The organism is Williamsia sp. Y853, assembly GCF_056786495.1.
In genome coordinates, this window is record NZ_JBXCJC010000002.1 from 232099 (window position 1) to 245345 (window position 13247).

The following is a 13247-nucleotide window of genomic DNA, read 5'->3' on the forward strand; positions in this document are numbered from 1 at the left end:
CAACAAGTCGCCCTCACACCTCGACCTGGGTCGATGGCGGTGAACTACCTCGGTGCCGCGAATCCGACTCTGGCATTGTTGCCTCACATGACGGAACGCATCACAGCTCGCCGGGTCGAGCCCGATCGGGGCAGTCGGATACTGACCGCGACATCGGCGATCGACACCCCGTTCCTCGCGGTCGACGAGCAGGTGCTCGACGCGAACATCGCCCACATGTCGGCCTTTGCGGCCACGGCCGGACTCCGATTGCGTCCCCACGCGAAGACGCACAAGTCACACATCCTGGGGCAACGCCAATTGGACCACGGTGCAACAGGTCTGACAGTTGCCACCATCGCGGAGGCGGAATCCTTTGCCGACGGCGGCTTCTCGGACCTCTTCATCGCCTATCCACTGTGGCTGACCGAGAACAAGGCCGCACGACTGCGTGCGGTGATGGAGCGGGCGCGGGTGCTGCTCGCGGTCGATTCGGTTGCCGGCGCACGGCAACTCGCAGCGCACCTCCCCGAAGCCTCGGTAATGGTCGAGGTCGATTCGGGGCATCACCGCACCGGTGTCGCCCCGGAGCTGGTCGGCGATGTGGGAGCAGGCGCGGTCGAGGCGGGCCTACAGGTGCTCGGGATCTTCACGTTTCCCGGACACAGCTACCGACCCGGTGGCCCGTCCGATGCCGCCGGGTCCGAATCGCGAGCCCTGGCAATGGCCGCCGAATCACTGCGCAGTCGCCAGATCGACCCGGTGATCCGCAGCGGCGGTTCCACGCCTTCGGTATCCGATGCCGATCCCACGGTCCTCACCGAGATCCGGCCGGGCGTCTATGTCTTCAACGACGCGCAGCAGGTCGAACTCGGGGTCGCTACCATGGCCGATGTGGCATTGACGGCAATCGGCACCGTGGTGCACCGCAACGGAGCAAAAGCCGTCGTCGACGTCGGGAGCAAAGTCCTCGGGGCAGACCAGCCGGCCTGGATCAGCGGTGGTGGACGGCTTCCCGACGAACCCGAGGCGCGCGTCACCGCACTCTCCGAGCATCACGCAACCATCGATTTCTCGAACGCCTCGCGCACCCCGGAACCGGGGATGCGGGTCCGGATCGCCCCCAATCATGTGTGCACCGCCGTCAATCTCGCCGATGCGCTGGTCGTGGTCGGCGCGGATGACGTGGTGACGCACTGGCCCGTCACCGCCCGTGGAGCCAACACGTGAAGCGACTCGGAACCACGGCTTTGGCCGCCCTGATACTGGCCGTGTCCGCGTGCGCCCCGGACGAACAACCCGAGGTGACACTGGAATTGACCGCCGCTCCCGACATCGAGTTCGAGGAGATCGGCGTCGACGAGGTCCGCGATACGGCAACCGAATTGGTCAGGTCCACCAGCGATCTGGGGGTCGACATGATTCACAGCGCCCAGTCTGCTGCCGAACAGCAGGCCGCCAATGCGGTGGTGTCCCCCTGGGGGGCCATGGTCACGCTGCAGATGGTGCGGGCCGGCGCCGGTGGCAACACCGCTGCCGAACTCGATTCCGTACTGGGTGTCCCCGATACCGACGCCGTGGCAGCACTGATCGGTCAGCTCGACCAGGTTTCGGGTGATCCCGGCACCGTCGACCGGAAGAACCCACCGTCACCTCCGGTGTTCCACCAGGCATCGGGGATCTTCATCGACGACTCCCTCGAGGTCGGTGCCGACTACCTCGAAGTGCTCGGACGCAGCTTCGGCACCGGCGTCTACCCGGTCGACTTCTCGGTGCCGCAGACCGAATCAGCACTCAACCAGTGGATTTCGGTCAACACCGGTGGCGAGATCTCACAAACCCCTACCGAGTACAGCACCGAAACCGTGATCAGTCTGCTGTCCACCGTCTTCCTCGCCGGCGCTTGGCAGCAACCCTTTTCACCGGACTCCACGACCTCCGCGGAGTTCACCACCACCGGCGGTTCAGTGTCGAAGGTCGCCACGATGAACAAGACCTTGACCGTGCCGCTGCGTCGCGGCCCCGGATGGACCGCGATCGGGCTGCCGTACTCACAGAACCTGGCCATGCAGGTCTTGTTGCCGGACAACGGGTCCACACCGGAAGATCTACTGGGCTCGACCGCCCTGACCGATGCGAACACCGCGCTGCGGTCCGGACCGGAGTCGTCGGTGGCGGTGAGTCTGCCCCGTTGGGACATCGCCGGTCAGGTTGATCTCAAGGCCACACTCGAAGAGCTCGGCGTCCGGGATCTGTTCACCGATGCCGCGGACCTCACCGCGATCAGCCGACAGTTGGTGGTGACCGCCGCCGCACAGAACACCTCGATCACCGTCGGCGAAAAAGGCACGGTTGCCGCATCGGCCACCCAGGTCGATGTCGGTGTCACCTCCGCACAACCGGACGACCCGGCGGAGACGTTCATCGCCGACCGGCCATTCGTCTTTCAGATCGTCGACACCTCAACCGGTTTGCCGCTGTTCCTCGGTGTGCTCAACCGTCCCGGTCAGGGTTGACGGGCACCGAGGAACAACGGACACCTGCTGCGGTCAGCCGATCGCGGCGAGCCCCTGCTCACGTATGTCGAGGGGCAGATTGTCGTTCGGGTGGCCCAGGCCCAGATGATCGCGCAGGGTGTCACCGGTGTACTCGGTGCGGAACAGGCCGCGCCGCTGCAGTTCCGGGACCACGTAGTCGACGAAGTCGTTGAAGGTGCCCGGGGTCTGGGCGGTCGACACGATGTAGCCGTCCGCTTCCCCACCGGTGAAGCCCGCTTCGATCTGGTCGGCCACGTCGGTGGCGGTACCGACGAATTGGGGCAACAGCACACCCTGGGCGTACAGCTTTCCGATGTCGCGCAACGTCAACTTGTCCCGCTGACTGAGTCGGCGGGCCACATCGAAGAGGCCCTGGGTTCCGGTGACCGTGATGTCTTCGAGCGGTGCATCGAGGTCGTATTGGGAGAAGTCGTGGTCGGTGTGGACCGACAACGTGATCAGACCTGAGATGGGATCGGCCAATTCATTGTGGAACGCCTGCTTTTCGCGGGCGATGGACTCGGTCTCACCGATGAACGGGATGAACGAGGGCAGGATCTTGACGTGATCGGGGTTGCGACCCACATTCACCACCCGTGACTTGATGTCGTCGTAGTAGGCGCGGCGACCCTCGGGTGTGGGGTCGATCTCGAAGATCGCCTCCGCCCAGCGCGCCGCGAAATCTCTACCGGTGGAGGATGATCCGGCCTGGATCAACACGGGCCGGTGCTGCGGTGATCGCGGTTGGTTCAGCGGGCCACGGGTCCGGTAGTACTCCCCGTTGTGATCAACCGTGCGAACCTTGCCGGGATCGGCCCACACGCCGCCTGCCTTGTCGGCGATCACCGCGTCCTCGTCCCAGGCCGACCACAACTTGATGGCGGTCTGGACGAACTCCTCGGCCCGGAGGTACCGCTCGTCATGGCCGAGATGCTCGTCGAGTCCGAAGTTGAACGCCTCGGCCTGGGTCAGTGAGGTGACGATGTTCCAGGCCACCCGGCCGCGGGAGATGTGATCGAGTGAACCGAAGACACGGGCCAGTTCGTAGGGGTGGAAATACGTGGTGGACTTGGTGATCGCAATACCCAGGTGCGTGGTCACGGCCGCGATACTGGCCGCCACCACCGACGGATCGAGGGCGGCGGCAGCCTGCGTGCCACGCCGCAACGGTTCGGACTGGTCGTCACCGAAACGTAGTGGCGCCGCGAGCAGGTCCGCAAAGAATGCGAAGTCGAACTTGCCGCGTTCGAGGATCCGGCCGACCCGGTGATAGTGCTCGGGTGAGAAGAACTCGGTGGTGGATCCGGGATGCCGCCACGCGGCGTGCGAGTGGGTGACGGGTGAGGCGATCAGAAATCCGCCAAGGTGCAACTCACGGCTCATGGTGTGGGGTCCTCAATCTCGGGTGTGTCATCCCATGACAGTCTCGGATGTGTCATCCCATGACAGTGCCCACCAGCTGATCCTCCAAGCATTGTCATCAGGGTGAACCAAACACCGCATTGCTCCGGTGGCCCCGCGTATCGTCTCCTATTCATATACTCCCTCAACCACCCACTTGCCCTGCTGATACAGCAGCAACAACGCTCGCGAATCTTCCAGCAAGACTTGAGCTCTCGCATACGACCCGACATGCGATCCGTCGTCGGCAGCGGACCACCACCGTTCGTCGACCGCCCACGGCCCGGCCCACCAGCTCAGCGACCAGGTCCGACGACCCCAGCACAGACTGACCGGTTCGGCACTGAAGCCACCGCGGGCCGTGACCTCGACGGGTTGATCTTCTGCGTCCAGCACCCGGACCGGTGCCATCGGCAGGATCGCCGGGGAGGGCCCCGGCAGTCGGCCCGGCCACGGCGCCGACGGATCCGATGCCGCCACCAATTCATCACCAAGCGGCACCAGCGTGATCTGCTGCCCCGGACCCCGACCACCACTGCGCACCGGGACCTTGACCCGCTCACCACCGAGCAGACCCTGCACCCGGACCAGCGCCCGGCGCACCCGCTCGGTCACCTCGCCGTCACCCCCGGTCAGACCACCACCGGTGAATCCCAATTGCATTGCCCCCGCGCCGATCACCTCCACCGGATCCAACCGGATCAGCACAACCGGACCGTCCGGACGATCGGCGGCACTGCGCCCGGAGAGCCATCCCTCCACCTGCCAGCGGATCCGGTCGGCCGTGGCATCCGGTGTCAGCGGCTGCGCACATCGCCAGGTACGCGAATACTCACGACCACTGTCGGTGACCGCCTGGACGGTCAGCCGGGTACAGGCCACCGACGCCGCCGCCAACAGATCATGGAGCTGGGCAGAGAGCCTGCGCCCGACGAAGGCGGCCGCATCCACCCGGTCGATCGGCGGATCACACTGATGCTCGACCACCAGGTCCGGTGGCGGCGCCTGCCCCGAGGCGGGGCGTTGGGGCAGGGCCCGCGCGGTGCGGTGGGCGTAGATCGCATCGGCCGCGAACCGGGTTGCCACGTCGGTCGCCGACAATGCCGCAAAGTCACCGATGGTGCGTAAACCCATCCGCCACAACAGGTCGACAAGGGCAACCCGATCATCGGCGCACATACTCGGCTCCACAGCCAGCTCCGAGATACGTAGCGGCGCCAGGAACTGCGCACCCTGCCCGGGTGGGATCACCAGCCCACGACGGGCGGCGATGATCGCGGTGAACAGTTCATCGGCCACCCCGACCTGCGATTCGACACCGCAGGCCGACACCACATCCGTCAGCTTCTCGGCGGCAATCTCCTCACTCCCGAAATAGCGGGCCACCCCGCGGGCAGGCAACACCATCAACCCCGGCCGCAACACCTCGACCACCGGGATCAATTCGGCAACCGCTGCCACCACCGGCTCGAACAGGCGCGCATCGCGCCCGGTATCCGCATCGGCGATCACCAACTGCGGACAACGGGCCTGCGCATCGCGCTTGCGCATCTCCCTGCGCACCCCGGCGCCGCGCGCCGAGGCCGAACAGGCGACAACCCGCCCCGACTGCAACACCGCCACCGGTCGCTCCGGCGAGATGTCGGCCTCCGCTGCCGCAGCCACCGCCGGCCAATCCGGGCACCAGACCCCAAAGCTCCGCCCACTCATCTACAGCGCCACCTTGAGTGTTCCGGATTCATAAAAGTCTTGTGCCACAGCATCATCGGACACACCGTCGATGTCGGTGCGCGAATCCACCAACTGAACACGGTTGTCGCGGTGCATCACATCCAGCCTGGTGGTGGCGCCGGCAAATCCCCGGCCCCGCGAACGCACCATCAGTGACACCCCACCGAGCCGACCGTGCCCGCGCCGGAGCGCGGACTGTCCAAACCCCGACGGTTGATGCCGGTAGTCACACACCCGGGACTGCACTTTCACATGCGCCCCCGACCACTGGCCGTCGGTGACCACCAAGACCGCGCCTTTACTGCGGGCCCGAGCCATCACCACCCGGCTACGGGAGGGCGGCACACTGATCCCACCGAGCCCGACAACCACCAGGTCAAGCCCGTCCAGCAGCACCGCCGCGATCTCCACCGGGTCAGGACCCGGGTCTGGGATCACCGCGATGCGGGACAGATCCGCACCCATCTCCACCGCCGCCAACAGCCCCAACTGCGGCTGCCCGATCACCGCCACGTGGCCCCCATCAGCACTCACCTGGGCTATCAACGACAGCAACGGTGATCGCGCTCCTTCCAGCACCAACACCGTGCCCCGAGCCAGCCCAGACGGCGGCAACACCCGTTCGAACGCCGGCGGAACCGGCAGCCGATCGCGCTCAGAATACTTTTCATCAACGGACCGCACGGCGGCCATCTGACGCTGCGGCACAACGGATTCCGGTCGTGACCGAGTGGTGGCAGCAGCAAGGGTCTGCCGCAACATCTCCAGCTTCTGCGCCCTACTCGGCACCGCGTCCGTTGCCATGTCCGTCGCCATCGCCGATGCCGTTTCCATCGCCTGCATCACACCTCCACATCACTCCTCACCCGAGGCGAGGAAGCGGCACAGGGAAGGTGGACCACCGTCAGAACCAACATGAACAATCGAACATGTTTTCGATATCTACGAGCGTAGGTCAGCCCTCCGACAAGCGTCAACACGGACGGCGAGTCGGCCCCGAAATGCCGGGGCGAGTCGCACAGAGCGATACAGCAACCGCACGCGCTCCGGTGTCCACTAAGGTCAATGCCGTGAGCGCCCCCTCTTATCGCGTTCCCGGCCCCGACTACCTCGTCGCCGGGCGATACCGCCTGCGTTCGAGGATCGGTGGCGGCGGGATGGGCGCGGTCTGGCTGGCGCACGACACCCTCCTCGACCGCCAGGTCGCCGTCAAGCAGGTGCTCTCGGTCGCCGGGATGACCGAGGATTCGGCAGCCGAGATGCGGCAGCGGGCGATGCGGGAAGGCCGGATCGCCGCCCGCCTCAGCCACCGCAATGCCATCGCCATGCACGACGTCGCCGTCGACTCCGGCGAGCCGTGGCTGGTCATGGAATACCTCCCTTCGCGCAGCGTGGCCGAGATCCTGCACCAGTCCGGCACCCTGCCGGTCGACCAGGTGGCACAGATCGGCGCCCAGATCGCCGACGCCATGGTCGAGGCGCACGCCGCGGGCATCCTGCACCGCGACATCAAACCCGGCAACATCCTGATCGCCGAAGGACGCAACGCCGGACTGGTCAAGCTCACCGACTTCGGGATCTCCCGGTCCAAGGACGACGCCGCACTCACCCAGACCGGGGTGGTCACCGGAACCCCGGCGTACTTCGCCCCCGAAGTGGCCAGGGGCGAGGATCCCAGCGAGGCCTCCGACGTCTACTCCCTGGGTTCCACCCTCTATACGTCCGTCGAGGGCCAACCGCCCTTTGGCGTCGACGAGAATTCGCTCGTGTTGCTACACCGCGTCGCCCGTGGCGAGATCATCCCGCCGAAACGATCCGGCGCCCTCGAAGGCGCTCTGCTGGCGATGCTCGAACCCAGCCCGGCGCGGCGCCCGACCATGGCCCAGATCCGCGACCGACTCGTCCAGATCGCAGCAGGCGAGAACAGCAACACCGCACAGATCCTCACCACACCTCTCGAGCGCAAACCGGCCACCCCCCATCGCGCTCCTACCCGGCGGATACCCACCACCACCGAATCGGGTCTCCCGGCAGCCACCGGTGTTCCGGGCCCCGCTCCACAGACCAACACCGCGCCGCGGACGAACCCTCAACCCACAGCCGAGCGGACACCGCCGCCTGCACGCGCCGATCCGTCGCAGACCACCCAGATCTCCGGCTCGGCCTATCCGGTGTCCTGGGCTGCTGCGCAACCGCAGAATCAGCAACCACCGCAACGTCACCTCGGGCTGGCCGCTGCGGTGTTCCTGGTGTTCGTGCTGCTGGCCGCCATCGCAATCACCATCATCGCCCTAGTGCGCTGAAGCCCTCGTACGCTGAAGCCTGGTGCGCTGAAGCCTGGTGCGCTGACGTCAGTGGATGTGCCGGTTCACGGCCCAGCGGGTGAGCGCGTTGCGATTCGACTGCTGGGTTTTGCGCAGCACATTCGAGGCATGCGTTTCCACGGTCTTGATCGAGATCACCAGGTCCTCGGCTATCTCGCGATAGGTGAAACCGCGGGCCAACAGCCGCAGCACCTCCATCTCACGTGGTGTCAGCGAATCGAGCTCGGGATCGAGTTGCGGTTCCGGTACCGGCGAACGACCGGTGAACGAATCGAGCACGAACCCGGCAAGACGGGGACTGAACACCGCATCACCATCGGCGACCCGCCGCACCGACTCGGCCAGCTCGGCGCCGTCGATGGTCTTGGTGACATACCCGCGGGCGCCCGCCCGGATGGTGGCGATCACGTCCTCGGCGGCGTCGGAAACACTGAGCGCCAAGAACACCGGCGGATTTTTCGGCGCGGCATCGGCGACGCCGCGGAGTACCGCGATCCCACCGCCTGCCGGCATGTGGACGTCGAGCAACACCACATCTGGTGCCGACTGCAGAATCCCGGAAATCGCATCCGGCACAGATCCCGCCTCACCGACCACCTGAACATCCGCCTCGGACGCGAGTTCGGCCCGGACACCGGAGCGAAAGACACCGTGATCGTCCACCAAGAACACGCGGTACGGTCCGCTTCGCCCGGTCATCACTTCTGGTCCCCATCCCCCGGCGTCTGCCCACCGTTGTCCACCTGCGGTTCACCGCCGCGCTCAGCACGCGGCATCGCCATCCGAACGTCGACGCCTTTGCCCGGCACCGACTTGATGTCAACGCTACCGCCGTGCCGGATCACGCGGCCCTTGATCGAACCCGACACTCCGCGACGATCTTCGGGCACCTCGTCGGGGTCGAAGCCCACGCCGCGATCGCGGACGTAGACCACGATCTGCCCGGCGTCGACCTCCGCGTACACATCAACCGATCGTTGCCCGGAATGCTTGGCGGCGTTCACCACAGCCTCCCGGGTGGCCGCGATCAGCGCAGCCCACCGGCGCGTGTCGGTACTCCATTCCGGATCATCTGCGGTGACGTCGCCGACGGTCACCACCTCGACCTCCACCCCGTAGTGGTCCTCCACCTCGGCGACAACGGACTTGATGGCTGCGGTCAGCGAATCACCATGTCTGTCAACCTCTCCGAACAGGTAGCTGCGCAGCTCTCTCTCCTGGCTCCGGGCCAGCCGCTGCACCTCCTCGGCGTGGGCCGAACGCTTCTGGATCAATGCCAGCGTCTGCAACACCGAATCATGCAGGTGCGCTGCGATTTCCTCGCGTTCGATGTTGCGGATCCGAGCTGCGCGTTCCATTCCGAGCATGCGCGCCATCCGCAACCACAGCGGGATGGTCAACAGCATCACGCCCATGACCGTGGCCGCGACCGCCAGCAGGATGGTGCTCCAGCCACCGATCATGTTGTTGCTGGCCAGCACGACCACCACCAGTCCGATCACCACCAGCGTTGCGCCACCGGCGATCCGGGTCCACGTGAGCGCACGCGCCGACCGCGACCGTGGCCGCCAGCTCGAGTCGAGTTCGCGCCAGACCAGGGATGCGCCGATGGCAACCACCACCAGCGGGATCAGGAACTGTGCCGGGGTGCCGGAGGCGACGAACCCGACCAGCACCACCGCGACGACGCCGACGATCGCCAGCCCGATCCCTTGTCTGCGTTCGGCCTTCGTGGGTGGCACGGTGTCGGTACCCGGCGGGCACATGAACCAGAGCAGGCCATATGCGCATATTCCGGCACCGGCCAATGCACTGAGCACCACGAACACAACCCGTACCCGAAATGCGTCGACACCGAGGTGATCGGCCACGCCTCCGGCGACTCCACCGATGACACGGCCCCCATCACGGCGGCGAACACGTGGGACAACAGTGGACATCAGTCGATACTGGCATGCCGTGGCCGTCCGCCACATCGGGGACATTCCCCAGATGTGAAGACAGGGTGCAAATCAGGGTGAATCCCGATGGTGCGCGGACCTCGGTCTCCGCAGAATAGAAGCATGAGTACCAGCACGCCGAGTACCGACGACTTGCAGCAGCAGATTCGGAAGATGTGGCAGACCCGGCCTGCCCGGGCCACCGACGGTTCCACGATCGGTGGCGTGTGCGCAGGCATCGGTGCCCGCTACAAGGTCGATCCGACCCTGGTGAAGGTCGCGTTCATCGTTGCAGCCCTGTTCGGCGGGTCCGGGTTGGTGCTCTACATCGTCGCGTGGATCGTATTGCCCGAAGGTTCGTCGACCACACCACCGACCGCCCAGCATCACGGACGCCGGTGGCATGGTTTCGGGCACTCGTCATCGCATCCACCCACCGTCGTCGCGATCGTCGTCCTGGTGGTCGTTGTCCTTGTCCTGCAACCCAATCTCACCTGGAGCGGGGGCGGTCTGGCCGGTACAGCACTCATGCTGCTCGGCTGGTGGCTCCTCTATCAGCGGACCCCGGTACCTGTGCCGGGGACCAGCGCCGACACCCTCGGACGAGGGTCCGGCAGTGTGCAACCCGACGGTCAACCCGCCGCTGCGGCCGGCTCGTGGTGGCACAGCGGTGTCGGTTCCGACAGCGTCACCGACCCGGCGGACCAGTTCCAGCGCTGGACCCCGCGGGCCTGGCTCAAAGACGAACCACCGACCACCTCAAAAAGCAGCACCGACCCCGTGAACGACGATGCGGTCGCGGCCGACGCCCCGCTGCCGTCCCCGCCTGCGTGGGATCCGTTGGGCGTTGCACCTTTTGCCTGGGATCTCCCCGAGCCCGCACCGCCGAAGCACGAGAAGAAGTCGACCTCGCGATACACCCCGATCGTGCTCGGCATCGCGATCATCGCGACCGCGGTGACCGCAGGCATCTCCAGTTCCGTGGACTGGCTCAGTCCGGCCAAGATCGCTTCGGTGGGGTTGCTGGTACTGGCGGCCGGAATACTGGTCGGCGCATTCCGCCGACGCGGCTTCGGACTGGTCACCGTTGCCATCCCGGTCGCCGGCTTTGTTGTGGTCGCGTCGTTGATCAATGGCATCGAATTCCCGTCCGGAGGGGTCGGTGACCGTGACTGGAAGCCGCTGACCACCGCAGACCTGCGGGACAACTACTCTCTGTCCATGGGCAACGGCACCCTCGATCTGCGGAACATCGAACTCACCGAAGACAAGACCGTGACCGCCGAGGTCGGTGCCGGGGAGTTCACGGTCATCGCTCCGCGCGACATGAACATCCGCGCCGACTGCGATGTCGCGGTCGGTGAGGTCAAGTGCCCCGACGGTCTGGACGGCGGACGGGACGGCACCGAAGGTCCCGTCCTGACCCTCGACCTGAGCGCGTCACTCGGAAACGTGGAGGTCACCCGTGGATAAGTTCTCTCCAACACTCGCCCTGAGCGGTATCGGAGCTCTCCTGGTGGCGATCTGGGGACTTCTCGGCGGCCCGGACATCACCAATTCGGGCACCGCGCTGTGGAGCACGTTGGCCGTTGCCGTCCTGGTCGGATTCGCACTGATCTTCAGTGGCGGACGGCCGGACAAGAGCGGACAACACGACAAGAAGGACACCGAACCGGCGGAGTGACCGCAGCCGGACAACCGCTCGGTGGCCAAACCTCAGAAACGAGGTCCGGCGATCACTCCCACTCGATGGTGCCCGGCGGCTTGCTCGTCACGTCGAGAACCACCCGGTTCACCTCAGGCACCTCGTTGGTGATGCGAGTCGAGATGAGTTCGAGGACCTCATAAGGAACACGGGTCCAGTCGGCGGTCATCGCGTCTTCACTCGACACCGGGCGCAGCACGATCGGATGACCGTAGGTACGGCCGTCGCCCTGCACACCCACGCTGCGGACATCGGCGAGCAACACGACCGGGCACTGCCAGATCTGGTTGTCGAGTCCGGCCGTGGTCAGTTCCTCGCGGGCGATGAGATCGGCCTTGCGCAGCAACTCGAGTCGCTCTGCGTTGACGGCTCCGACGATGCGGATGGCCAGTCCCGGTCCCGGGAAGGGTTGGCGCGCAACGATCTCCTCAGGAAGACCCAGCTCGCGACCGACCGCACGCACCTCATCCTTGAACAGCAGGCGGAGCGGCTCGACAAGACTGAACTCGAGGTCTTCCGGGAGCCCACCGACGTTGTGATGGCTCTTGATGTTCGCGGTACCGCTGCCACCACCGGATTCGACGACGTCCGGGTACAGCGTCCCCTGGACGAGGAACTCGACCTTGTCGCCGTCGGCGGCACGGTCACCGAGGACATCGCTGACCGCTCCTTCGAACGACCGGATGAACTCCCGTCCGATGATCTTGCGCTTGGTCTCGGGATCGCTGACGTCGGCGAGTTCACGAAGGAAGGTCTCTTCGGCATCGACGGTGACCAGACGGGCGCCCGTGGCAGCGACGAAGTCGTGCTGGACCTGTTCACGCTCGCCGGCGCGCAGCAGCCCATGGTCGACGAAGACGCAGGTCAGTCGGTCACCGACGGCCCGCTGGACCAATGCCGCGGCCACAGCCGAGTCGACGCCACCGGACAGACCGCAAATCGCCAGACCGCCGCCGATCTGCTTGCGGACCTGCTCCACCAGGGAATCGGCGATGTTCGATGCGGTCCATGTCGGCTCCAGTCCGGCGACCTCGTACAGGAACCGGGTGAGCACGTGCTGGCCATGCGGCGTGTGCATGACCTCGGGGTGGTACTGGACGCCGGCCATCTGGCGCTCCACACATTCGAAGGCGGCGACCGGCGCACCGGGTGTCGACGCGGTGACCACGAATCCGGGCGGCGGCTCCTGAACGGCGTCGTTGTGACTCATCCAGACCGGCTGCTCATCGGGGGTTCCCCCATGGAGAACACCGCCTGCCGTGGTCATCGTCGTGCGACCGAATTCGCGGCCACCGGTGTTGGCGACCACACCGCCCAGGGCGTTGGCCATCGCCTGGTATCCGTAACAGATACCGAGCACGGGTATCCCGAGCTCGAACAGGCCACCATCGATCCCCGGCGCGTCTTCGGCGTACACCGACGCCGGACCACCTGAAAGAACCAGTGCAACAGGGTTTTTCGCTTTGATCTCATCGAGGCTCGCAGTATGCGGGATCACCTCTGAATAGATCCGGGCCTCACGGACCCGCCGAGCGATCAACTGCGCGTACTGGGCGCCGAAGTCGACCACCAGTACCGGACGCGGGGCCGCTGATTGCACACCTGTATCTACGCTGTTTGCCACCGGACC

At 65.9% G+C, this 13247-nt stretch carries 11 protein-coding genes; 5 read left to right on the forward strand and 6 right to left on the reverse strand.

What is annotated here, in order from left to right:
• Nucleotides 1–87: 87 nt before the first annotated feature.
• Nucleotides 88–1209 carry an alanine racemase gene (locus AC1TPF_RS13070; protein ID WP_482144318.1) on the forward strand — a complete coding sequence of 374 codons (1122 nt, stop codon included), beginning with the start codon at nucleotides 88–90 and terminating at the stop codon, nucleotides 1207–1209.
• Entirely contained in the window at nucleotides 1206–2495 is a 1290-nt protein-coding gene (locus tag AC1TPF_RS13075) for a serpin family protein (protein ID WP_482144319.1), read from the forward strand. Before AC1TPF_RS13070 ends, AC1TPF_RS13075 begins: the two co-directional genes overlap by 4 nt.
• Before the next feature lie 33 nt (nucleotides 2496–2528).
• On the opposite strand, the gene AC1TPF_RS13080 is transcribed toward AC1TPF_RS13075, so the two are convergent.
• The 3 genes from AC1TPF_RS13080 to AC1TPF_RS13090 all read right to left on the reverse strand — a co-directional run bounded on the left by AC1TPF_RS13080 (nucleotide 2529) and on the right by AC1TPF_RS13090 (nucleotide 6482).
• Nucleotides 2529–3899, reverse strand: coding sequence for an LLM class flavin-dependent oxidoreductase (locus AC1TPF_RS13080; protein WP_482138365.1), 1371 nt, complete (start codon nucleotides 3897–3899; stop codon nucleotides 2529–2531).
• Nucleotides 3900–4046: 147 nt separating this feature from the next.
• The gene (locus AC1TPF_RS13085) at nucleotides 4047–5627 is read right to left on the reverse strand and encodes a DNA polymerase Y family protein (protein ID WP_482138363.1); all 1581 of its coding nucleotides are present in this window, start codon (nucleotides 5625–5627) and stop codon (nucleotides 4047–4049) included.
• Nucleotides 5628–6482: a hypothetical protein gene (locus AC1TPF_RS13090; RefSeq protein WP_482144321.1), complete on the reverse strand. Its 855-nt coding sequence runs from the start codon at nucleotides 6480–6482 to the stop codon at nucleotides 5628–5630.
• A gap of 236 nt (nucleotides 6483–6718) precedes the next feature.
• On the opposite strand from AC1TPF_RS13090, the gene AC1TPF_RS13095 reads away from it, so the two are divergent.
• Nucleotides 6719–7951: a serine/threonine-protein kinase gene (locus AC1TPF_RS13095; RefSeq protein WP_482144323.1), complete on the forward strand. Its 1233-nt coding sequence runs from the start codon at nucleotides 6719–6721 to the stop codon at nucleotides 7949–7951.
• 48 nt (nucleotides 7952–7999) lie between these two features.
• Here AC1TPF_RS13095 and AC1TPF_RS13100 read toward each other — a convergent pair whose 3' ends face one another.
• Both AC1TPF_RS13100 and AC1TPF_RS13105 read right to left on the reverse strand, forming a co-directional pair.
• On the reverse strand, nucleotides 8000–8671 hold the full coding sequence (locus AC1TPF_RS13100; RefSeq protein WP_482138359.1) for a response regulator: 672 nt from the start codon (nucleotides 8669–8671) through the stop codon (nucleotides 8000–8002).
• Complete coding sequence (locus AC1TPF_RS13105) at nucleotides 8671–9912, reverse strand: ATP-binding protein (RefSeq protein WP_482138357.1); 1242 nt, start codon at nucleotides 9910–9912, stop codon at nucleotides 8671–8673. Before AC1TPF_RS13105 ends, AC1TPF_RS13100 begins: the two co-directional genes overlap by 1 nt.
• 123 nt (nucleotides 9913–10035) lie before the next feature.
• Between AC1TPF_RS13105 and AC1TPF_RS13110 the strand changes: the two genes are divergently transcribed.
• Together AC1TPF_RS13110 and AC1TPF_RS13115 are read left to right on the forward strand one after the other, a co-directional pair.
• Nucleotides 10036–11385, forward strand: a complete 1350-nt coding sequence (locus AC1TPF_RS13110; protein WP_482144325.1) for a PspC domain-containing protein — start codon at nucleotides 10036–10038, stop codon at nucleotides 11383–11385.
• Nucleotides 11378–11596, forward strand: a complete 219-nt coding sequence (locus AC1TPF_RS13115; RefSeq protein WP_482138353.1) for a hypothetical protein — start codon at nucleotides 11378–11380, stop codon at nucleotides 11594–11596. Before AC1TPF_RS13110 ends, AC1TPF_RS13115 begins: the two co-directional genes overlap by 8 nt.
• A 52-nt stretch (nucleotides 11597–11648) precedes the next feature.
• Here AC1TPF_RS13115 and guaA read toward each other — a convergent pair whose 3' ends face one another.
• Nucleotides 11649–13241 (reverse strand): glutamine-hydrolyzing GMP synthase, encoded by a 1593-nt coding sequence (gene guaA / locus AC1TPF_RS13120; RefSeq protein WP_482138351.1) that lies wholly within the window; start codon nucleotides 13239–13241, stop codon nucleotides 11649–11651.
• Between the last annotated feature and the right edge of the window lie 6 nt (nucleotides 13242–13247).